Source organism: Pseudomonas oplopanacis (genome assembly GCF_057128725.1).
Genome location: NZ_JBSKHV010000018.1, coordinates 25,546 through 46,638 on the forward strand (window position 1 = coordinate 25,546; position 21,093 = coordinate 46,638).

Sequence of the window (21,093 nt, forward strand, 5' to 3'; positions counted from 1 at the left end):
TGTCCCCCGTTTGACGATGAAAAGATGAAAAGGAGCCCCAGCATAGCTAAATCCCTCGCAGAGGCGATAATGCCTGGCTTTCTTTTTGTCTCTGCTCCCAAGGAAACCTGTCGCGATGTTCGAAATCCAGCCGCAGAACGCTCAAACCTATCGACAACAGACGCGCCGCAGTACGGTGATTATTGCCCTGATGTTCCTCGCGCTGGCGATGGTGCTGTCCACGGCGGCGGTGGCGTTGTTCGGTGAGCCCGGCGGCGACAACCTGCGCTATAACGTCGGCGGCGTGTTTATTGCGGTGTTGCTGATGGTGGCGCTGATGCGCGGCAAGTTCTGGAACCAGCCCTGGATGGCTGCGGCAGTCTACGGCTGGCAGCTCAAACGCAGCCTGATGAGCGTCACCAACATCATGCATCAGGTCACCGCAGCGGTGGCGACCGGTGATCCAGTGGCCATGAAACTGCTGCGTTTCTACCACCTGGGCCTGCACCAGATGCACGAGCTGGACGCCAACTCCAGCGACCACAGTCAACTGGTTCGCGAGATGGATCAGCACAAGGCGCGAATGGAGGAACTGGGCATCGACACCGACCAGACCCGCCTGGACCCGGCCTGGCTTGAAGTGGTGAAACAGGCGTCGAAGTAAGGTTTCCCGACACAAACCCGTCACGGGACCGGCAAATCACCTATTGTGTTTCTGATGCGACATCTAAAGGGCGAACAGGAAAAATCGCCCTGTCATAACGAATCAGGGACTGTCATGGGGAATCCGTCCATCAAAGATCCGATTGCAAACCCGCGTCCTGCCACGCCTTGGGTGCCCGGCCAGATCGAGTCAAGGCTCAAGGTTCGCTATGCGGTGGTGCTGCTCGTCGCAGTGTGCCTGTCGATGACGGCGATCGTGTTCTGGGAAGCCTGGAACTCGCGCCAGTACCATCTGCAGGACAAAGAAGTAGCGATGTCCAACCTGGCGCAGACCCTGGCCTCGCAGGCGCAGGCGTCGATCAAACAGGCCGACACGCTGCTGTTTGCCCTGGTGGACCGCCTCGAAAACGAGGGTGCCGGCCCGCAGCAACTGCCGCGGTTGCAGCGTTTGCTCCGCACTGAACGCGACGAGCTCAAGCAACTGCATGGTTTGTTTGTCTACGACGAACAAGGGCGCTGGATCGCCAACTCCAATGGCGCAGAGGTGCCCAACGCCAACAATTCCGACCGTGAATATTTCATCTTCCATCGTGACCATCCCGACCGTGGTCCGCATATCGGTCGCTCGATAAAAAGTCGCTCGAGCGGTGAATGGATCATGACCGTGTCACGCCGGATCAATTATCCGGATGGCCGGTTTGCCGGGGTGGCGCTGGCCACGATCTATCTCAGTCATTTCCTTGAGCTGTACGACAGCATCGACATGGGCCAGAACGGGGTGATCAACCTGATTGCCGATGACGCCAGCATTGTTGTGCGTCGGCCGTTCAAAGAGGCGGACATTGGCAGCAGCGTGGCCAAGGGGCCGTTGTTTACCCAACTGTTGCCCAAAGGCGATTCCGGCACGGCCACCGTCAAGTCGTTTGTCGACGGTGTGGAGCGGGTGGTCGGGTTTCGGCGGGTCAGCGGCTATCCGCTGATCATCTTTGCCGCGCTGGACAAGGAGGAAGTCCTGGCCAGTTGGCGCAAAGAGACGGCGCTGAGCGCGGGGATCGTGTTGTCGCTGCTGCTGTTTCTGGGCGCGCTCGGTTACCGCCTCATTCACTTCATGAAGCAGCAACATCACTTCCAGCGCGTGTTGCTCGATGGTCAGGAAAAACTCATCGAGGTCAATCGCAGCCTAGAGCTGCTGGCCCTGGAGGACGCGTTGACCGGCCTGTCCAACCGGCGTCAGTTCGACCTGTTTATCCTCGCGGAAATGGGTCGCGCCCGGCGCACCCAGACCCACCTCGCGATGCTGATGATCGATGTCGATCACTTCAAGAGCTTCAACGACCGCTACGGTCATGTCGCCGGTGACGAGTGTTTGCGCCGGATCAGCGCGATCATCAAGGACAACATCAATCGCCCCGGCGACCTTGCCGCCCGTTATGGCGGCGAAGAGTTCACGGTGGTGCTGCCCGGCACGGACTATGTCGGCGCGTTCCTGGTGGCGGAAAAAATTCGTCACGCCGTCCTGCTGGATGACATCGAACACCTCGACAGCGCGGAGGGCAGGGTGACGGTCAGCGTCGGCGTTTGCGCCTACAACACCGCCTCGCAGGACCAGCCTGACGACGTGGTCACCGCAGCGGACAAAGCCTTATATGTGGCCAAGTCCAGCGGGCGCAACATGAGCGTGATTGCCAACTGAGGTCAGACAAACCGGTCGCTGCCCTGCACCAGTTTGGTGGACAGGTACGATTGCTTGAGTTTTTCCAGCCACCAGCCCAAAGCGCGGCCGTCATGATCGCCGCGCCAGCCGGCGTAGAGAATGTTCGGCTCGCGTGGGTCAGCCATTTGTTTTTCGACCAGCGTGCCGTTTTTCAGCAATGAGCTCACCCGGTGCCGGGGCAGCCAGCCAACGCCGAGGCCATCGCATTGGGCGAGCACTTTGGCGCGCATGGTCGGCACGGCAAGCACCGGTTGGCCACCCGACACACCGTAAGTGCTGCCCTCGGTGACCCGCGATGAATCTGCCACGACAATCGCCCGATGCTGCGCAACCATGGCCCGGGAAATCGGTTCTTTGGCCTTGGCCAGCGGGTGTTTCGGTGAAACTGCGAACACCCACTCCATTTCCCCCAACTGCATCCAGCGCAGGGTCGGGATTGCCGGTGGTTCGTTGGTGGCGCCGATGATCAGGTCCGCACGGCCTTCACGCAGGGCTTCCCAAACGCCTTTGAGGACCTCTTGAGTGATGCGCAGCGGCACGCCGGATTCCAGGGCATCGAACTCGTGGATCACCGGAATCAAGGCTTCGAATTCGAGCAGTTCGTCGGTGACAATCCAGAGTCGGCTTTCCCAGCCGTTGGCCACTTGCTGCACCCGCTGGGTCAGGCGGGACACGTCCTGCATCAACCGCGCCGCCTCGTTCACCAGCAACTCACCGGCCGGGGTGAGCTGCAAGCGGTAGCGACGACGGTCGAAGAGCAGCGCGTCGAAGCGCTCTTCCAGTTGCCGCGCGGCGTAGGACACGGTTGACGGCGCCTTGCCCAAGTGCGCAGCGGCACGCGACAGGCTGCCGGTTTCGCGGATGGCCTGGAGCAATGACAGGTCTTCAATCGACAGCATGGGTTCATCCTCGGCGTTTGTTTCAGGCGGCCCGGCGCAGTTTCCACTGCCTGAACAACCGAAGATAGACCAGCACGTTGATCGCCAGCACCACGCTGCCCAGCGCCCATTGAATCGCGGGCGTCAAACCGGCGGGGTAAATCACCGGCCAGACGTAGTGTTCGATAAAGCCGCCGCCGTAGCCGGTTTGCCCGGCGGCCTGGCGCATGAGGTTTTCCCACTGGGTCAGCGGGCAGGTCAGGTGCAAGACTTCGACCATCACGCCCCACGCAGCGGCGGGCAGGTGCGCCCAGATCAGCGGCCGCCATTTGAGCACCAGCAGCCCGCCGAACAGCACGAACAGAATGAACAGCAGATGAAACAGCACCAGCCCGTCGGCGGCGATCCGGTAAAGCATGTCGACTCCCTGACCTGATTAGGTGGATCGCCTCATGGTACTCGGACGCCTCCCGGTGTTCAGCGCAAATCTGCGAACTCGGCGCGCATCCGCCCGTTGTGTTTGGCGCGATAGAGCAACTTGTCGACCTGCTCGATGAAGTCGACGGCCGTCGCTTGCAGCGGCGCGACCGTGGTGCCGACGCCCAGGCTCACGCTCAACAGCGGCGATACCGGGGAAAACTCATGGACAATCTGCTGCTGACGAATCAGGTGCAGGCATTTGCGCGCCACCAGCCGTGCGGACTCGGCGTCGGTGTCCGGGAGCAGCCAGACGAATTCTTCGCCGCCGATCCGGGCGATGAAATCACGCGGTCGATTGGCCGCCAGTGACAACGTCTGGGCCACCTGGCGCAGGCATTCGTCACCCTTGATGTGGCCGTAGTGGTCGTTGAATTGCTTGAAGTAGTCGATGTCGAGGATCAGCAACGACAACGGCAAACCGGTGCGTTGGGCATTGCCCCATTCGCGCTCCATGACGGTGTCGAACATGCGTCGGTTGGCGATACCGGTGAGGCCGTCCTGGAACGAATACTCTTCGAGTTGCTTCTGCAGCCGGCTCAGGTGTTCTTCGGTTTTCTTGCGTTCGCTGATGTCGAACATGAAGCCCACCAGGGCTTCCACTTCATCGTCCTTGCGCACCACGTGCACCACGTCGCGAATCCACACGTAGTCGCCCTGTTGGGTCAGTGCCCGATAATCCGCCTCATGATCGACCCCGGCGCGCGATTGCGAGACGCAGAATTCCACCACGTAATCCCGATCGTCCGGGTGCATGCGCTCGACCCAGTCGTTGACCGTGACCCAACTGTCCTGCTTCCAGCCCAGTAACGCCTCGATCTGCGGGCCGATGTAGCTGAAGGTCATGGTTTTCCAGTCGATCCGCCAGGGAATCGCATTGGTTGACTCAAGCAGGGTTTTATAGACATCGCTATCGGGTTCGACTGAGCTCATGCAGGGCCTGGCCTCAAGGAAATATGCAGCGCCATCATGTTGCTACTATCGAGGCGAATCAAGCGCCCGGCCGATGAACGGAGCACCTTCACTAGACTCGCTCACGGCAAAAGTGCGCAAGATTGTTCAAGCCATCCGCCGCGACTGCTGGCACAGTCTCGGGTCTTTCACCGGTTGTAGGGCGTTATGACGAATTCAATCATGCCGCGCAGTGCCTTTCTGCGCGGCGCCGCGGCGATCATGCCGCTGTCCCTGGCCACCGCGCCTTGGGGCTTGCTGGCCGGATCCATGGCCATCGAGGCCAACCTCACGCCACTGCAAGGGCAGGGCTTGTCGAGCATCGTGTTTGCCGGGGCCGCACAGTTGGTTGCCATCGGCATGCTCAAGGGCGGCGCCGGGGTCTTTTCGATTCTGCTGACCACTTTGTTACTGACTTCGCAGCATCTGCTGTATGGCATGAGCATGCGTTCGGTGATTTCGCCATTGCCGGGGCGCTGGCGGGTGGGGTTGGGCTTTTTGCTCACCGACGAGTTGTTTGCCTTGACCAGCCAGCACGACAAACAGCAATTCAATCGCTGGTACGCGCTGGGCGTCGGGCTGACGTTTTACATCGCCTGGAACCTGTTCACGCTGGCGGGCATCGTGCTGGGCAGCAGCATTCCGGGGCTGGAGCATCTGGGCCTGGACTTCTCCATCGCCGCCACCTTCATCGCCTTGATTACGCCGGTGGTGCGCAACGTGCCCACGGTGGTGTGCGTCGCGGTGTCGCTGTTCTGTTCGGTGCTGTTCAGCTACTGGCAATGGGGCTCGGCGCTGGTGCTGTCCGGGTTGGCGGGCATGACCGCCGGTTTTATCTGCAACAAACTCTACCTGGGGCGTACAGCATGATGGTGTGGGCGGTGATTTTCGGAATGGGTGTGTTGGTGTTTCTCAACCGCTACGTGTTTCTCGAACCGCGGTTGCCGGTGCGCTTGAGCAGCAATGCCCGGCAGTTCCTCGGTTTCGCCGTGCCGGGCATGTTGACCGCGATCTGCGGGCCGATTGTGTTCATGCCCGACAAACAGCTGAATTTGCACTGGGACAACCCGTACCTGATCAGTTCGCTGGTGGCGGTGGGGCTGGTGCTCTACACCCGCAACACCTTGCTGAGCATGCTCCTGAGCATGGGGTTTTTCTTTTTGCTGCGTTGGTGGCTCTGAGTCGAGCGCTCGAATGTGATCTACGCTTAATGGGTCCCTTCACTGGAAGAGAGGTGCGCATGGCCAACGATCAAAAACATCCGGATTTTGAAGATGAGGATGAACCCACGGAGGATGAACCCACGAAGGAAGAGATCAAGCGGCAGGAAAGTTCGCGGCAGGACTGGAAACATGACGACAGTCGGGAACTGTCAGACCGCGACGAAGAGCGTCCGCTGAAGCCCTGACCACTTAAACGCGACACTGTACCTGTGGCGAGGGAGCTTGCTCCCTCGCCACAAGTTTTCGTTTGTCTCGAGATTTTCTTGAGTAAACGTCGGGATAAGTCAGATAGCCTCGTTCCAGCGTATCTGGGTGATGCCCAGTTGCGTGGCGGTCAACCGCGCGGCGTCGAGTGTGGCGTGTGCGGCGATCTTTCGCCCGGACTGCGGATAGGCATGGGCGGACGCCGAATGAATCGCGTCGACATCCGAAAACTGTTCGGCCAGTTTGAAAAAGTGCTGACGAACGCCTTCGAACAAATAGTGCACGGCGTAGGGGACGAGTTCGCTCATGTCTTGCTCCTGAGGTCAGCCTTGGGCTTGGGCTCAGCAGTGGAATGGGGAATTCAGGCAGATCTGCGGTGCAGGCAGTGTGCAGAAATAAGTGCGCAGAAATGAGAAGGCTGAAAAGAACGAGGCCCGCAGGCCTCTACTACTGAGAGTGCAACGAAGTCCGGTTCGTTCAGTTCTTGTGCTGAACGGCACCGGGCCTCATTTCAAAGGTCTTCCAACGACGGAAAATCCGGGTGGGAAGCCCGATAGCCCAATTTCCTGTCGATCCATGCATTCAGCTCGTTGACCATGACCGGCGGGGTGCCGGCGTAGGTGGCGAGGGTCGAACGCAGGATTTCGTTGATATTGGGGATAGAGCGCAGGTTTCGGGTCTTTATGTATTGCCCGATAAAGCAGTCAAGTTGATAGCGTTCTGTCATAGACAGGTACACACACTCCAGGCTGCTGACTTGATTAATTACAAGATCGTCGCGCAACTTAGTTCTCTGCAAGGCTTGTTGATTTATAAGGATTTCCTTCTTTGTTGACTCTTTGGTCAACTGGGCGATGCCACGGAAATGCGGCGCGCATCCTAACTTTAGTGTTACTGAATGTATGTACGATAAAGACATTGTCAGACAAGCGGTTGAGGCCCGATCTCAAATACACGCGGCATGTGTTTCTGAGATGAAACAGTCTGTGTAACGCTTATGCGTTGAAGTTTTTGAGCGATAACTTTCTTGTATATACAGAACCGTCCAACTGGTCAGTCCTGAATAAGCTTATTAATCAAGGTACAAGACTGGTTTCTGACGTTGCCGACCGCTTTGTCGACCCTGTACCACTCGAACCTGTCACTGGTTTCCCCCTGCAGCAGCACCATCTGTTCGGCACGTTCTTTAGGCGTGGCCGGATCGAGCCATTCCCGCGCCAGTTCCGGCGACAACACCACCGGTCGCCGGTCATGAATGTCGAGCATGCCGCCGGCGCTGTCCGCCGTGATGATGACAAAACCGTCGTCGCTGCGCGGTTCATTGCCAGCGCTCGGGAACTGGCCAATGGCGGCGCAGTAACTCGGCGCGCCATCCTGTCGGCGAATCAGCCATGGTGCTCGCGTCGAATCGCCCGCATCAACCCATTCGAACCAGTTGTCGATCGGCACAATCGCCCGGTGCGGCCAGATCCCCCGGAAGAACGGGCCGTGCGCGACTTTTTCAACCCGCGCGTTGATCGGCGCTGCGCGATCCTTCGCCCAGTGCGGGCGCCAACCCCAGCGCACCGGATCGGCGTGCAGCCCGTCCAGCTCAAGATGCAACAGGGCGAGTTGAGTGGTGGGCGCCGCGTTATAGCGGGCCAGGGGTTCATCCCCGACGTGATTGATCATCGCGTCGGGAATGCTCAGCACGGCAACGAAATCGTGAATGCCACGGTACTGCGACAGACGTCCACACATCGGCTGACCCTGCGGTTGGAAAGCGCTGACGAGAATCTTCAGCTTAGCCTTCAGATCACATGGGCACGCTGCAGTTCGGTCAACGACAACGCCTTCAAACTGGCCAGCCGTGGATCGCGCCGATCCCGTGGATGCGGCAGCTCCACGGCCAGTTCCTGACGGATGCTGCTGGGCCGGTTGTCCATCACCAGCACCCGGTCGCTGAGGTACAGCGCTTCATCGACATCGTGGGTCACCAGCAACAGGGCGATGGCGTGACGCTCCGCGAGTTGCAGCAGCAGATCCTGCAGCTTCATGCGGGTAAAGGCGTCCACCGCACTGAAAGGTTCGTCCAACAGCAAAACCTGCGGCCGCGAGTACAGCCCCCGCGCTATCGCGACGCGCTGCGCCATGCCGCCGGACAGGGCTTTGGGCAGTGCCTGGGCGAAACCGCCAAGGCCGACTTCCTCAATGAGTTGCGTGACCCAGGCTTTGTCGTAGTGGTTGTCGGCACTGAAACCGATGTTTTGTTCGACCGTCAGCCAGGGCATCAGCCGCGGTTCCTGAAAGACGAAGGCCACTTCCCCGGCGGTGTTGCGCAGTTCGCCCTGGAAGTCCTTTTCCAGCCCGGCGACGATGCGCAGCAAGGTGCTTTTACCGCAACCGCTGGGGCCGAGCAGGCTGACGGTTTCCCTCGGCTGCAATTGCAGGTGAATGTTTTTCAGGACCGTGGTGGCGGCAAAGGTTTTGCGCTCGACGCGGATGTCCAGCAGGTGTGCGGTCATGGCTCAGTCCTCGGCGCTATATCTTCGGCACTCTGGCCGTTAAAGGTGTCGCGCCACGCCAGGAAGCGTTTCTCCAGGCCGGCGAGGAGGCCGTCGCTGAGCTTGCCCAGCAGCGCCAAGACGATGATGGCGGCCAGCACGATGTCCGGACGCGACGTCTCGCGACCGTCACTCAGCAGATAGCCAAGGCCTTTGGTCGCGGCGATCAGTTCAGCGGCCACCAGAAACATCCAGGCCAGGCTCATGCCGCTGCGCAACCCGGTGAACAGGCCGGGCAGGGCGGCGGGCAGCAGAATCCGCCGGACCAGTCGACGTCGACTGAAGCCGTACATTTGCCCGACTTCGACCAGCTTGCGGTCAATGTCACGGATCGCCGCGACGCCGTTGAGGTACACCGGAAAGAACGCGCCGATGACGATCAGGACGATTTTCGAGGTCTCGTCGATGCCCAGCCACAGCAACAACAGTGGCACCCAGGCCAGGCTCGGGATCGAGCGCAAACCGGCAAACGTCGGTTCCAGATACGCCTCGGCTTCACGGCTCAACCCCACCCACGCGGCGAAGGCAAGCGCGAGGCTGGCGCCGATGGCGAAACCGATCAGCACCCGCAGCAGGCTGGCGCTGATGTGCTTCCACAGCGCCCCTTCGGCCAGGTCCCTGAGGGTCAGCGCCACTTCGCTCGGGGCCGGCATCTGGTAGGAAGGCAGCCAGCCGATACGCACGACGAACTCCAGCAACAGAACAATCAGCACCGGCAATACCAGGCCCTTGAGGCGCAGGCGCCAGGCGTTGTGCAAGGACACGCTGGCGCGGCGCGGTGCGGGCAATTCGAGTGGCAGGTTTTTGCTTTTGCTGGTCATGAGTCCCCCGTTACTGACGGGCCACGGTTTCTTTGAAGCCGGTATCGAGCAGTTGATCGATGACCTGATCGACATTCACCCCGCGACGAACCAACTCCTCGGACACGAGGATCGGGGCGGCGGCTTTCGAGGCGATCACATCCTTGGCGGTTAACTGCGGGCTGCTCAGGTCGGTGCGTGACAATTGCAGCGTGGCCACTTCAAGCGGCAGGCCGGATTCGCTGGCGAGCAACTTCGCCAGTTCATCAGGGTTTTTCACCGCCCATTCACGGGCCTGTTCATAGGCCTTCAATACAGTCTCGACGGCTTGCGGATGCTCTTTGGCGTAGGTGTCCGTCACGCTGACCACGCCATAACTGTTGAACTGAGTGTTGCGATACAGCAGACGCGAACCGGCCTGAACCTGACTGGCCGCCATGTGCGGATCAAGCCCGGCCCACGCGTCTACATCACCTTTTTCCAGGGCGATGCGCCCGTCCGGGTGCTGCAGATGCACCAGCTCGACATCGTCTTTGCTCAAGCCGGCCTGTTGCAGGCTGCGCAAGGTGAACAGATAGGGATCGGTGCCTTTGGTGGCGGCGATTTTCTTGCCTTTCAGATCGGCTACGGTTTTGTACGGCGAATCCTTGCGTACCACCAGCGCAGTCCATTCGGCACGGCTGTACACGTAAACCGATTTGATCGGGCTGCCGTTGGCGCGGCTGAGCACGGCGGCCAGGCTGGCGGATGAAGCGAAATCGACGCCGCCGCTGTTGAGGTATTCCAGCGAACGGTTACTGCCCTGGCTCAGGACCCAACTGACCTTGGTCTGTGGCAGGGCCTTTTCGAGAAAACCGAAGTGCTTGAGCACCAGGCTCACCGGCGAGTAATAGGCGTAGTCCAGATGCACTTCGGCCGGTGGCGCTTCGGCTGCTTGGGCCAGCGGTTGCAGACTCAGGGCCAGTGCGCATGCACTGAGCAGGTACCTGACGTTGGAAAAGCGGAAGGTGGATTTCATGGGCGGGCTCCGGGCAAGGCGGCGATATTTTTATATCCGAAAAATTATTTTGTCTGATTGCTTCCTGCATAAATGGAATATTGCAGGCTCTGTGCCATGTTCGGAATTCGCCGGTTTATCGAACGTTTTCGCTGATCAGGGACGTTTGAGCTGTTCCGGGGCGGACACAGTGTTGGGTCGCTGTTGCCGGGGCAACACTGCCTGTTTCAGGTCATGAGCTTATGCATAAATAGAATTTACAAAGCGTTTTGTAAGAGCGTTAGGGTCTATATAAATAACGCCCCGGAGCCTCCGATGAACCTGTCCCGACTCATGCGCGGTCTGTTGACCAGTGCCCTGTTCGCCACCCCGATGACCTACGCTGCCGACCCCGTGGTCCTGCATGTCGGCGATCAGAATTACTACAACGTGCGCGCCTCGGTGGAGGCGTCGGGGGTGCTGGAAGGCGCGTCCTATACCGTCGACTGGAAACACTTCCAGGCCGCAGCACCGCTGGCCGAAGCGCTGAACACCGGCGCGCTGGACGTGGGCTTTCTCGGGGATTCCGGGTTCCTGTTCCTGGCGGCCAAGCAGGCGCCGGTGAAGCTGATCGGTGTGTCGCGGCAGAACCCCGACACCATCGCCTTGCTCGTGCCCAAGGATTCACCAGTGCACAGCATTGCCGATCTCAAAGGCAAGAAAGTCGCTTACTGGCCCGGCGCCTGGAGCCAGCAATTGACCCTGCGCGCACTGGAGAAAGCCGACCTGCCGGAAGACTACGTCGACTTCATCAAACTGATGCCGATCGATGCTGCTGCGGCATTGCCTCAAGGCAGCATCGACGCGTTCCCGGTGTGGGAACCGTACATTTCCCAACAGATTCTGTTTTCCGGTGCGCGACCGATTCTCACCGCTAAAAACCTGATGCCGGGCCTTAGCGCCATCGCCGCGTCGACACCGGCCATCGACACCAAACGCGAAGCCATCGCCGACTTCCTGGGGCGCCTGAAAAAGGCTCGGGCCTGGGTCGACAGCCACACCGATGAATACGCCGATCTGTGGGCGAAGAAGGCCAACCTCGATCAGGACGTGTCGCGCCACTGGTTGCGTCAGGCCCACATGACCGTCGGCCCGGTGGATCAGCAAGCCGCAGCGGATCTGCAAAGCACCGCGGACTTCCTGTTCAAGGTCAAGGCGCTGCCAACCGAACTGGCGACCGCACCGATCATCGACCACTCGTTCCAGCAGGCCCTGGCGCAGTAAACGAGGAGGGGGGCGGAGGAACCAAACACTGTGTACGCTGTTCCAAGCTCGGCCCGCGTAACTGGCGGGTCGGCGAAGGAAGAGCGGGCGAAGGATTTTTGCCATTCTAAGTGTTGACCGTCATGGTCTGGCCCAAGGCAAAACATGAAACAGCTGTTCAAGGTTCTCTCTGCACTCGTCATTGCCTTCGGGCTGGCAGGGTGCATTTCGGCACCCATCGAACTGACCCCACAGACTGAACAACGTCTACAGGCCCAGGCACCGATTCGTTTTTTGCTGACTTTCGACGACGGCCCCAGTGCTTCGAGTTTCTGGAACCCCACCGCGACGGTGCTCGACAGCCTGAAAGACAACCCGCTGCAGCCCGACATCAAAGCGGTGTTTTTCGTGCAGACCGGTGCGCCACGCGCCGGCAACAGTGATATCGGGCGCGAACTCATGCATCGCGAACATGCAGAAGGGCAGGTGCTGGGTTTTCACACCGCCACTCACTGGCACACCAATCACCGCTCGCTGAGCCCGGAAGAACTGGAACAGTCGCTGAGCAAGGGCAGTGCCGACATCGCAGCCATTACCGGCGCGCCGCCAACCCTGGTTCGTCCGCCATTCTGGAACTACGACAAACGGGTTTTCGCGGCGTATCAGCAGCACGGCATGCATGTGCTGCTGACCGATTTGAGCGCCAATGACGGCAAGATCTGGGGTTTCAACGCCAGCCCCCGGCGTCGCTCGCATATGCTGCGTTCAATGTCTGAAGTGCGTGAGCGCATCGCCCAGGGCGAGTTTCCAACCGTGGACGGGGTGATTCCGGTGGTGGTGACCTTCCACGACCTCAACCGCTACACCGCCCGGCACGCCCGCGAATACCTGCAAATCCTGATCGACAGCGCCAAGGCCACGGGTGTGCCGCTGGCGCAAAAAGCGTTTTACGACGATCACGACGCCGTGCTGCGCGCAGCCATGGCGCGCACCGTCAAGGACAGTTCGCAGCCAGTGGAACTGCCGGGGTTCTGGAACTGGTTCTGGGACCACAATGCCCATTAAAACCTCGCCAAGATGCGAGGCAGGTATCACTTTTAGTGAGCATTGGCTGGGGCGGAAAGTAAAAAGGCCATCTATTCTGATCAGGATGATTTCGACCAACCGCCACGGAGGCGACAGCGATGGTTCCCATTTCAGTCCTTTGCAGCATTGTGGAATCTGGCTTCGAGCCACTTTCTTGCGATTGCACGGTGAGTGCCGACGGGTTACTGCGCATCAAAGTATTCGACCGCGCCACGGGGCGAATTGATCTGTTGCTCAACGGCGTATCGCCCGCCGAGTTGACCACGATCCGCGCGATCTCCGACTTGGTGGGCGAGTTGCGCGTCGAGATGAGCGCCGGCCGCCGAGCCTTTGCCGGCTGATCCACCTAACTAACACTGATCTGTGGCGAGGGAGCTTGCTCCCGCTGGGCTGCGAAGCGGCCCTAGAAAGCTGACCGAGTTTTTTCTGAAGTACCACAGTGCCTGTTTGGGGCTGCTGCGCAACCCAGCGGGAGCAAGCTCCCTCGCCACAGGGGTGTGCGTGCTCTTCAAGTGTTCTGCGGTTGCAGCTCTTCGATCATCTTCAAGCAATGATTCAACCCCGGTGACACATCACCCACGCGCCGACTGAGAATGATCGGCGAAGTGGCGTTGTCTTCCAGCAACGGGGTAAAGCCAATGTCGTCGCGGTGCAGCAATTGCACCGACGCCGGCACCAGCGTAACGCCGATCCCGGCCCCCACCAGCCCTATGGCCGTTTGCAGTTCGTTGGTCCATTGCGCCACGTGAATGCTCACGCCATAGGACTCGAACAGTGCAATCACATGGTCGGCGTAGCTCGGGCGCGGATTGCCGGGGTACAGGACAAAGGGTTCCTTGGCCAATTCGCGCAGGCTGATCGGCCTGGCCAGCAGTGGATGGCCGGCGGGCAGGGCGGCGACCAGGCGATCTTCGGTGAGCACCGTCTGGACGATCGCCGGATCGTCGATGCGAATACGCCCGAAGCCAATATCGATCCGCCCGGCCTTGAGCGCCTGCACTTGTTGCAGCGTGGTCATTTCCGACAACCCCAGTTCAAGCTCCAACGGCTCGCCGCTGCGCAGGCGGCGGATCAATTCCGGCAGCACGCCGTACAGGGTCGAAGGCGCGAAACCAATGCCCAGCCAGGTCTTTTCCCCCAGGCCGATCCGCCGTGTGTTGTCGCAGACCTTGTTCAGTTGTTCTAGCAGGGCAGTGGAATGCTCATGGAAAAACCGCCCGGCTTCCGTCAGTTTCAGCGGTCGGCCACGCTCTATCAACAACACGCCCAGTTCGTCTTCCAATTGCTGGATCTGCCGGCTCAGGGGCGGTTGAGCGATGTGCAGCAGCTCGGCGGCGCGGGTGAAGTTGAGGGTTTGAGCCAACACCTGAAAATACCGCAGGTGACGCAGTTCCATGGAGCCTCCGAACGTCAGTCGTTTGCATACCTTAAAGGTATCAAGTCAGACCAATTCTATATTGGCATCGTGAAAAAAGCCGTACGAGAATCGGTTCCAGAACTTTAAGAACCTGACGGGTATCGACATGCGTGCAACAGCCATTGAATCCATCGAGACGATCATCGTCGATCTGCCGACCATTCGCCCGCACAAGCTGGCGATGCACACCATGCAGAATCAGACCCTGGTGATCATCCGCGTGCGCTGCACCGACGGCATCGAAGGGATCGGGGAATCCACCACCATCGGTGGCCTGGCCTATGGCAACGAAAGCCCGGACAGCATCAAGACCAACATCGACAAACACTTTGCGCCGCTGCTGATCGGCCAGGACAGCGGCAATGTGAACGCCGCCATGTTGCGCCTGGAACGCAGCATTCGCGGCAATACCTTTGCCAAATCCGGGATCGAAACCGCCTTGCTCGACGCCCAGGGCAAGCGTCTCGGCCTGCCGGTCAGCGAGTTGCTCGGCGGACGTGTGCGTGATGCCTTGCCGGTGGCCTGGACCCTGGCCAGCGGCGACACCGACAAAGACATCGCCGAGGCGGAAAAAATGCTCGACCTGCGCCGCCATCGCATCTTCAAACTGAAAATCGGTGCCGGTGAAGTCAACCGCGACCTGGCCCACGTCATCGCCATCAAAAAAGCCCTGGGTGACCGCGCGAGCGTGCGGGTCGACGTCAATCAGGCCTGGGATGAAGCAGTCGCATTGCGCGCGTGCCGGATCCTCGGCACCAACGGCATCGACCTGATCGAACAGCCGATCTCGCGCAACAACCGCGCCGGCATGGCGCGCCTGAACGCGATGAGCCCGGCGCCGATCATGGCCGACGAATCCATCGAATGCGTGGAAGACGCCTTCAACTTGGCGCGCGAAGGTGCAGCGTCGGTGTTTGCCTTGAAGATCGCCAAGAACGGTGGCCCGCGCGCCGTGTTGCGTACTGCCGCGATTGCCGAAGCGGCCGGCATCGCCTTGTACGGCGGCACCATGCTCGAAGGCGGGCTCGGCACGATGGCCTCGGCCCATGCCTTTATCACCTTGAACAAACTGGCCTGGGACACTGAACTGTTCGGCCCGTTGCTGCTGACCGAAGACATTCTCAGCGAGCCGCTGGTGTATCGCGATTTCGAGTTGCATGTCCCGCAAACACCGGGCCTGGGCCTGAGCCTGGATGAAGAGCGCCTGGCGTTTTTCCGTCGCGACAAAACATCCACTTCCGTTCATCAAGCCTGAGGAGAGATCATGCTATTCCACGTAAAAATGACCGTGAATCTACCGGTCGACATGAACCCCGAAGCCGCCACCAAGCTGAAGGCTGACGAGAAAGCCCTGGCCCAGCGCCTGCAAGAGCAGGGCAAGTGGCGCCACCTGTGGCGCATCGCCGGGCACTATGCCAACTACAGCGTTTTCGATGTCGACAGCGTTCAGGAATTGCACGACCTGCTGATGCAACTGCCGCTGTTTCCCTACATGGCGATCGAGATCGACGCGATGTGCCGGCATCCGTCTTCCATCCGCGCGGATGACCGCTGAACCCAGCCTGTTCAGTTCGCTACGCTAATAATTACAAGATGAGGAACCACCATGAACGTCAAGATTTCCCACACTGCCAGCGCACAAAAGTTTCTCGAAGACGCCAGCGGCCTGCTCAATGATGCCGGCAACCCGCGCGTCAAAACCCTGATCTACCGCATTCTGCGTGATTCGGTGAACATCATCGAAGACCTGGCCGTGACCCCGGAAGAATTCTGGAAAGCCGTCAACTACCTCAACGTGCTGGGCGCGCGTCAGGAAGCCGGATTGCTGGTGGCCGGGTTGGGTCTGGAGCATTACCTCGATCTGTTGATGGACGCTGAAGACGAGCAGGCCGGCAAATCCGGCGGCACGCCACGTACCATTGAAGGACCGCTGTACGTAGCCGGCGCACCGCTGTCCGAAGGCGAAGCGCGACTCGATGATGGCCTCGATCCGGGTGTCACGCTGTTCATGCAAGGGCGCGTGTTCAACACTGCCGGCGAACCGCTGGCCGGCGCCGTGGTAGATGTGTGGCACGCCAACACCGGAGGCACTTACTCGTACTTCGATGCCACGCAGTCGGAGTTCAACCTGCGTCGTCGCATCGTCACCGATGCCGAAGGTCGCTACCGTTTCCGCAGCATCGTGCCGTCGGGTTACGGCTGCCCGCCGGACGGTCCGACCCAGCAATTGCTCGATCAACTGGGCCGTCACGGCCAGCGCCCGGCGCACGTGCATTTCTTTATCTCGGCACCGGATCATCGTCACCTGACCACCCAGATCAACCTCGATGGCGATCAGTACCTGCACGACGATTTCGCCTACGCCACCCGCGACGAATTGATCGCCCACATCAGCTTCAGCGACGACCAACAACGCGCCGCGGCGCACGGTGTGAGCGGGCGGTTTGCCGAAATTGAATTTGATTTCACGCTGCAGTCAACTGCCCAGCCCGAAGAGCAACAACGCCACGAGCGGGTTCGCGCACTGGAAGATTGATAGCGCGATCAACCCTGTAGGAGCGAGCCTGCTCGCGAAAGCGCAGTGTCAGTCAACGTTGAAGTTGAAGCTGACGCCGCCTTCGCGAGCAGGCTCGCTCCCACAGAGGTTTTCAGTCAATGTTCTAGACTTGACCTGACACCGCCGATAACAACAACGAGAGTGACCCGATGATGCACGCGCAACTGTTGAGTCAGCGCAGCAGAGTATTCGACCATGCCGACCCTTATGCGGTATCGGGTTACGTCAATCAGCATGTCGGCAACCATTGCATCCTGATGCCCAATGTCGGCCGGCCGCTGGCCAGCCTCGATCACCGCAAATTCGCCAGCCTGGACCTGTGCCGCATCAGCTACGGCGCCAGTGTGCGGGTGACCTCCGGCGCACTCGACAGCATCTATCACCTGCAAGTGCTGCTGCGGGGCAACTGCCTGTCGCGTGGGCGGGGTCAGGAACATTACTTCGCGCCCGGTGAGTTGCTGCTGATCAACCCCGATGAACCGGTCGACCTGACCTATTCCGACGATTGCGAAAAATTCATTCTCAAGATTCCTGTCCGTTTGTTTGAGTCGGTGTGCGACGAACAGCGCTGGCGGTATCCGGGGCAGGGCGTGCGGTTCCTGGAGAACCGTTATCAGCTCGATGAACTGGAGGGTTTCGTTGGCTTGCTGGCGATGATTTGTCAGGAAGCGGAGGCCACTGAACAGATTCCACGAGTGCAGGAACACTACGCGCAGATCATCGTCAGCAAGATGCTCAGCCTGATGAAAACCAATGTGATTCGTGGCAGCCTGGGTTCGCCTGCTTTCGAGGTGATTACCGATTACATCGCACGCAACCTCAAGCACGACATCGACAGTGAGGAACTGGCACGCCAGGCGCGGATGAGCCTGCGTTCGCTGTACGGGTTGTTCGAGCGCAACGCGGGAACGTCGCCACAACACTACATCCGGCAGAAGAAACTCGAACGCATCAACCAGTGCCTCAGCGACCCGACGTGCAACGTGCGCAACGTCACGGAAGTGGCCATGGATTACGGCTTCCTGCACCTTGGACGGTTCTCCGACAACTACCGCAAACAGTTCGGCGAACTGCCCTCCGACACCCTCAAGCGCCGGCACTGAGCGCGGGCGATTCCTCCTGTGGCGAGGGAGCAAGCTCCCTCGCCACAAAGTCGTCGTCGCATTTTCGGTTGCAGTAAACGGATACACATCTGCACCCAGCGGATAGTTCGCCCCGTCCCCCCGTCCTAGCATGGCCCTGCCTGAATAAAAACAATGGAGGCGGCGGCCATGTCCCTGCGACCCGAATACCTTCACTCCCTGCTTGAAGATGACAAGGAAACCGGCATCTACCGCTGCAAGCGCGAGATGTTCACCGATCCACGGTTGTTCGATCTGGAGATGCAACACATCTTCGAAGGCAACTGGCTGTACCTGGCCCACGAAAGCCAGATCCCCAACGTCAACGATTTCTACACCACCACCATGGGGCGCCAGTCGATCTTCATCGCGCGCAACAAGGACGGTGTGCTCAACGCCTTCATCAACGCCTGCAGCCATCGCGGCGCGACGCTGTGCCGGCACAAGACCGGCAACAAAAGCTCCTACACCTGTCCCTTCCACGGCTGGACGTTCAACAACTCCGGCAAGCTGCTCAAGGTCAAGGATCCGGCCGCGGCCGGTTACCCGGCGAGCTTCAACTGCGAAGGCTCCCATGACCTGACCAAAGTCGCGCGATTCGAGTCCTATCGCGGCTTCCTGTTCGGCAGCCTCAAGGCCGACGTGGTGCCTTTGGTTGAACACCTCGGCGAGTCGGCAAAGATCATCGACATGATCGTCGACCAGTCCGCCGATGGCCTGGAAGTGTTGCGCGGTTCTTCGAGTTATATCTACGAAGGCAACTGGAAACTCACTGCCGAAAACGGCGCCGACGGTTACCACGTCAGCTCGGTGCACTGGAACTACGCCGCCACCCAGAACCAGCGCAAGCAACGCGACGCCGGTGACAGCAACCCGACCATGAGTGCCGGCACCTGGGCCAAGCAGGGCGGTGGTTTTTACTCCTTCGACAAGGGCCACATGCTGCTCTGGACGCGCTGGTCCAACCCCGAAGATCGCCCGTTGTATGAACGTCGCGACGAGTTGGCCCAGGATTTCGGTCAGGCCCGCGCCGACTGGATGATCGAGAACTCGCGCAACCTGTGCCTGTACCCGAACGTGTACCTGATGGATCAGTTCAGCTCGCAAATCCGTATCGCCCGGCCGATCTCGGTCAATCGCACGGAAATCACCATTTATTGCATCGCCCCCAAAGGCGAAAGCGACCACGCCCGTTCCAGCCGGATTCGCCAGTACGAGGATTTCTTCAACGTCAGCGGCATGGCCACCCCGGATGATCTGGAAGAATTTCGCTCGTGCCAGACCAGCTATCAGGGCAGCGTCACCACCTGGAATGACATGTCCCGGGGCGCCGAGCACTGGATCGAAGGTGCGGACGAGGCGGCCAAGGAGATCGACCTGCACCCGCTGCTCAGTGGCGTGCGCACCGAGGACGAAGGCCTGTTCGTGCTGCAACACAAGTATTGGCAACAGACGATGCTCAAGGCGCTGGCCGCCGAGCAGTCCGAATTGATTGCCGTGGAGGCCGTGCAATGACCATCACCTACGAGGCCGTGCGCGATTTTCTGTACCGCGAAGCACGCTACCTCGACGACAAGCAGTGGGACGACTGGCTGGAGCTGTACGCCGCCGATGCGTCTTTCTGGATGCCGTCCTGGGACGACAACGACGAATTGACCGAGGACCCGCAGCGGGAAATCTCGCTGATCTGGTACGGCAACCGCACGGGGCTGGAAGACCGCATCTTCCGCATCAAGACCGAGCGTTCCAGCGCGAGCATTCCGGACACGCGAACCTCGCACAACCTCAGCAACATCGAGCTGCTCGAACAGGCGGACGGTCTGTGCAAGGTGCGCTTCAACTGGCACACGCTGAGCTTTCGCTACAAGACCGTCGACAGCTATTTCGGCAGCAGTTTCTACACCCTGGATGTGCGCGGCGAAAACCCGCTGATCAAGGCCAAGAAAGTGATCCTGAAGAACGATTACGTTCGTCAGGTCATCGATGTCTACCACTTGTAAGGCGGCCGTCATGACCCATTCCATTGCATTTAATTTTGAAGATGGCGTTACCCGGTTCATCGATGCGAATGTCGGTGAGACTGTGGCCGATGCCGCGTATCGCCAGGGCATCAACATCCCGCTGGACTGCCGCGACGGCGCATGCGGCACCTGCAAATGCTTCGCCGAGGCCGGTCGTTATGATTTGGGCGAGGAGTACATCGAAGACGCGCTCAGCGCACAAGAAGCCGAGCAGGGTTTTGTCCTGACGTGCCAGATGCGCGCCCAGAGCGATTGCGTCGTGCGGGTGCCGGTGTCTTCTGATGTTTGCCGCACGCGGCAGGCCAGTTACGACGCCACGATCAGCGCGGTGCAGCAGTTGTCCGACAGCACCATTGCGCTGTCGATCAAGGGTGAAGCGTTGAGCTCGCTGGCGTTTTTGCCGGGGCAATATGTGAACCTCGGAGTTCCGGGTAGCGAGCAGACCCGCGCGTATTCGTTCAGCTCGTTGCAGCGCGATGGCGAGGTCAGTTTCCTGATTCGCAATGTGCCTGGCGGCTTGATGAGCAGCTTTTTGACCGGCATGGCGAAGGCGGGTGATCGCATGAATCTGGCCGGTCCGTTGGGCAGTTTCTATCTGCGCGATATTCGCCGTCCGTTGTTGCTGCTGGCCGGTGGCACGGGGCTGGCGCCGTTCACCGCGATGCTGGAAAAAATCGCCGAGCAGGGCAGCGAACATCCGCTGCATTTGATCTACGGCGTGACCAACGATTTCGACCTGGTGGAACTCGATCGCCTCGAAATCCTCGCCGCGCGCATCCCCAATTTCAGCTTCAGCGCCTGCGTGGCCAACCCCGACAGTCAACATCCGCTCAAGGGCTACGTGACCCAGCACATCGAGCCCCGGCATCTGAACGAGGGCGACGTCGACGTCTACCTGTGCGGCCCGCCGCCGATGGTCGAGGCGGTCAGCCAGTTCATTCGCGAGCAAGGCGTCCAGCCTGCGAATTTCTACTACGAGAAATTCGCCGCCAGCGCGGCCTGAGTCGGATACGCAATCCCTGTGGGAGCGTACGCAAAATGTGTGCTCGGCAACGATCCAGTGTGGGAGCGAGCCTGCTCGCGAAGAGGGCGGAACATTCAACGGAGATGTTGCTTGTGAGACCGCTATCGCGAGCAGGCTCGCTCCCACAGTTAATCGAAGACATACATAAAGGTGTGCTCGGCAACGATCCAGTGTGGGAGCGAGCCTGCTCGCGAAG

Annotated in this window: 25 protein-coding genes; 15 read left to right on the forward strand and 10 right to left on the reverse strand. The window is 59.9% G+C overall.

The genetic code is table 11. The features are described 5' to 3' along the window. Positions 1–115: 115 nt before the first annotated feature. Positions 116–643 (forward strand): DUF3087 domain-containing protein, encoded by a 528-nt coding sequence (locus tag ACWKV5_RS26165; protein WP_483843596.1) that lies wholly within the window; start codon positions 116–118, stop codon positions 641–643. 114 nt (positions 644–757) lie between these two features. Next, entirely contained in the window at positions 758–2,335 is a 1,578-nt protein-coding gene (locus tag ACWKV5_RS26170) for a sensor domain-containing diguanylate cyclase (RefSeq protein ID WP_483843597.1), read from the forward strand. A gap of 2 nt (positions 2,336–2,337) precedes the next feature. Here the strand turns inward: ACWKV5_RS26170 and ACWKV5_RS26175 are convergent, their stop codons facing one another. The 3 genes from ACWKV5_RS26175 to ACWKV5_RS26185 are packed head-to-tail and all read right to left on the reverse strand — an operon-like array spanning position 2,338 to position 4,644. Next, positions 2,338–3,255 (reverse strand): LysR family transcriptional regulator, encoded by a 918-nt coding sequence (locus tag ACWKV5_RS26175; RefSeq protein ID WP_483843598.1) that lies wholly within the window; start codon positions 3,253–3,255, stop codon positions 2,338–2,340. Between the two features lie 22 nt (positions 3,256–3,277). Beyond that, positions 3,278–3,652 carry a DUF2784 domain-containing protein gene (locus ACWKV5_RS26180; RefSeq protein WP_483843599.1) on the reverse strand — a complete coding sequence of 125 codons (375 nt, stop codon included), beginning with the start codon at positions 3,650–3,652 and terminating at the stop codon, positions 3,278–3,280. A gap of 59 nt (positions 3,653–3,711) precedes the next feature. Beyond that, a complete protein-coding gene (locus ACWKV5_RS26185; protein WP_483843600.1) occupies positions 3,712–4,644 on the reverse strand; it encodes a GGDEF domain-containing protein in 933 nt (310 codons plus the stop codon). A 186-nt stretch (positions 4,645–4,830) separates the two neighbouring features. On the opposite strand from ACWKV5_RS26185, the gene ACWKV5_RS26190 reads away from it, so the two are divergent. Genes ACWKV5_RS26190 through ACWKV5_RS26200 form a run of 3 tightly spaced genes read left to right on the forward strand, consistent with a single transcriptional unit; the run spans position 4,831 to position 6,070 of the window. Then, complete coding sequence (locus ACWKV5_RS26190) at positions 4,831–5,532, forward strand: AzlC family ABC transporter permease (protein ID WP_310267520.1); 702 nt, start codon at positions 4,831–4,833, stop codon at positions 5,530–5,532. Next, on the forward strand, positions 5,532–5,843 hold the full coding sequence (locus ACWKV5_RS26195) for an AzlD domain-containing protein (protein WP_185044989.1): 312 nt from the start codon (positions 5,532–5,534) through the stop codon (positions 5,841–5,843). The genes ACWKV5_RS26190 and ACWKV5_RS26195 overlap by 1 nt, the downstream gene beginning before the upstream one ends. Positions 5,844–5,902: 59 nt before the next feature. Next, positions 5,903–6,070 (forward strand): hypothetical protein, encoded by a 168-nt coding sequence (locus ACWKV5_RS26200; protein ID WP_483843601.1) that lies wholly within the window; start codon positions 5,903–5,905, stop codon positions 6,068–6,070. Between the two features lie 99 nt (positions 6,071–6,169). Here the strand turns inward: ACWKV5_RS26200 and ACWKV5_RS26205 are convergent, their stop codons facing one another. The 6 genes from ACWKV5_RS26205 to ACWKV5_RS26230 all read right to left on the reverse strand — a co-directional run bounded on the left by ACWKV5_RS26205 (position 6,170) and on the right by ACWKV5_RS26230 (position 10,450). Next, the gene (locus ACWKV5_RS26205) at positions 6,170–6,397 is read right to left on the reverse strand and encodes a DUF6555 family protein (RefSeq protein ID WP_483843602.1); all 228 of its coding nucleotides are present in this window, start codon (positions 6,395–6,397) and stop codon (positions 6,170–6,172) included. A 203-nt stretch (positions 6,398–6,600) separates the two neighbouring features. Beyond that, positions 6,601–6,873 (reverse strand): hypothetical protein, encoded by a 273-nt coding sequence (locus ACWKV5_RS26210; RefSeq protein WP_483843603.1) that lies wholly within the window; start codon positions 6,871–6,873, stop codon positions 6,601–6,603. A gap of 269 nt (positions 6,874–7,142) precedes the next feature. Then, on the reverse strand, positions 7,143–7,829 hold the full coding sequence (locus tag ACWKV5_RS26215; protein ID WP_483843604.1) for an SOS response-associated peptidase: 687 nt from the start codon (positions 7,827–7,829) through the stop codon (positions 7,143–7,145). Between the two features lie 50 nt (positions 7,830–7,879). Further along, positions 7,880–8,593, reverse strand: a complete 714-nt coding sequence (locus ACWKV5_RS26220) for an ABC transporter ATP-binding protein (RefSeq protein WP_483843605.1) — start codon at positions 8,591–8,593, stop codon at positions 7,880–7,882. Then, complete coding sequence (locus tag ACWKV5_RS26225) at positions 8,590–9,453, reverse strand: ABC transporter permease (RefSeq protein ID WP_483843606.1); 864 nt, start codon at positions 9,451–9,453, stop codon at positions 8,590–8,592. Before ACWKV5_RS26225 ends, ACWKV5_RS26220 begins: the two co-directional genes overlap by 4 nt. Positions 9,454–9,463: 10 nt before the next feature. Further along, complete coding sequence (locus ACWKV5_RS26230; protein WP_483843607.1) at positions 9,464–10,450, reverse strand: aliphatic sulfonate ABC transporter substrate-binding protein; 987 nt, start codon at positions 10,448–10,450, stop codon at positions 9,464–9,466. A 294-nt stretch (positions 10,451–10,744) separates the two neighbouring features. Between ACWKV5_RS26230 and ACWKV5_RS26235 the strand changes: the two genes are divergently transcribed. The 3 genes from ACWKV5_RS26235 to ACWKV5_RS26245 all read left to right on the forward strand — a co-directional run bounded on the left by ACWKV5_RS26235 (position 10,745) and on the right by ACWKV5_RS26245 (position 13,098). Then, on the forward strand, positions 10,745–11,692 hold the full coding sequence (locus ACWKV5_RS26235; protein ID WP_483843608.1) for an ABC transporter substrate-binding protein: 948 nt from the start codon (positions 10,745–10,747) through the stop codon (positions 11,690–11,692). Positions 11,693–11,836: 144 nt separating this feature from the next. Then, positions 11,837–12,736, forward strand: a complete 900-nt coding sequence (locus ACWKV5_RS26240; RefSeq protein ID WP_483843609.1) for a polysaccharide deacetylase family protein — start codon at positions 11,837–11,839, stop codon at positions 12,734–12,736. Between the two features lie 119 nt (positions 12,737–12,855). Continuing rightward, positions 12,856–13,098, forward strand: coding sequence for a DUF1652 domain-containing protein (locus ACWKV5_RS26245; RefSeq protein WP_483843610.1), 243 nt, complete (start codon positions 12,856–12,858; stop codon positions 13,096–13,098). A 167-nt stretch (positions 13,099–13,265) separates the two neighbouring features. Here ACWKV5_RS26245 and ACWKV5_RS26250 read toward each other — a convergent pair whose 3' ends face one another. Beyond that, entirely contained in the window at positions 13,266–14,153 is an 888-nt protein-coding gene (locus ACWKV5_RS26250; RefSeq protein ID WP_483843611.1) for a LysR family transcriptional regulator, read from the reverse strand. A gap of 127 nt (positions 14,154–14,280) precedes the next feature. Between ACWKV5_RS26250 and ACWKV5_RS26255 the strand changes: the two genes are divergently transcribed. From ACWKV5_RS26255 to benC, 7 genes are all read left to right on the forward strand, one after another. After that, on the forward strand, positions 14,281–15,429 hold the full coding sequence (locus ACWKV5_RS26255) for a muconate cycloisomerase family protein (RefSeq protein ID WP_483843612.1): 1,149 nt from the start codon (positions 14,281–14,283) through the stop codon (positions 15,427–15,429). A 9-nt stretch (positions 15,430–15,438) separates the two neighbouring features. Continuing rightward, positions 15,439–15,729 (forward strand): muconolactone Delta-isomerase, encoded by a 291-nt coding sequence (gene catC / locus ACWKV5_RS26260; RefSeq protein WP_483843613.1) that lies wholly within the window; start codon positions 15,439–15,441, stop codon positions 15,727–15,729. Between the two features lie 51 nt (positions 15,730–15,780). Beyond that, on the forward strand, positions 15,781–16,710 hold the full coding sequence (catA, locus tag ACWKV5_RS26265) for a catechol 1,2-dioxygenase (protein WP_123431927.1): 930 nt from the start codon (positions 15,781–15,783) through the stop codon (positions 16,708–16,710). Between the two features lie 170 nt (positions 16,711–16,880). After that, entirely contained in the window at positions 16,881–17,834 is a 954-nt protein-coding gene (locus tag ACWKV5_RS26270) for an AraC family transcriptional regulator (RefSeq protein WP_483843614.1), read from the forward strand. Between the two features lie 168 nt (positions 17,835–18,002). Continuing rightward, positions 18,003–19,367 (forward strand): benzoate 1,2-dioxygenase large subunit, encoded by a 1,365-nt coding sequence (gene benA / locus ACWKV5_RS26275; RefSeq protein WP_483843615.1) that lies wholly within the window; start codon positions 18,003–18,005, stop codon positions 19,365–19,367. Continuing rightward, complete coding sequence (benB, locus tag ACWKV5_RS26280; RefSeq protein WP_483843616.1) at positions 19,364–19,852, forward strand: benzoate 1,2-dioxygenase small subunit; 489 nt, start codon at positions 19,364–19,366, stop codon at positions 19,850–19,852. The genes benA and benB overlap by 4 nt, the downstream gene beginning before the upstream one ends. Positions 19,853–19,862: 10 nt before the next feature. Continuing rightward, positions 19,863–20,876: a benzoate 1,2-dioxygenase electron transfer component BenC gene (benC, locus tag ACWKV5_RS26285; protein WP_483843617.1), complete on the forward strand. Its 1,014-nt coding sequence runs from the start codon at positions 19,863–19,865 to the stop codon at positions 20,874–20,876. Positions 20,877–21,093: the final 217 nt, after the last annotated feature.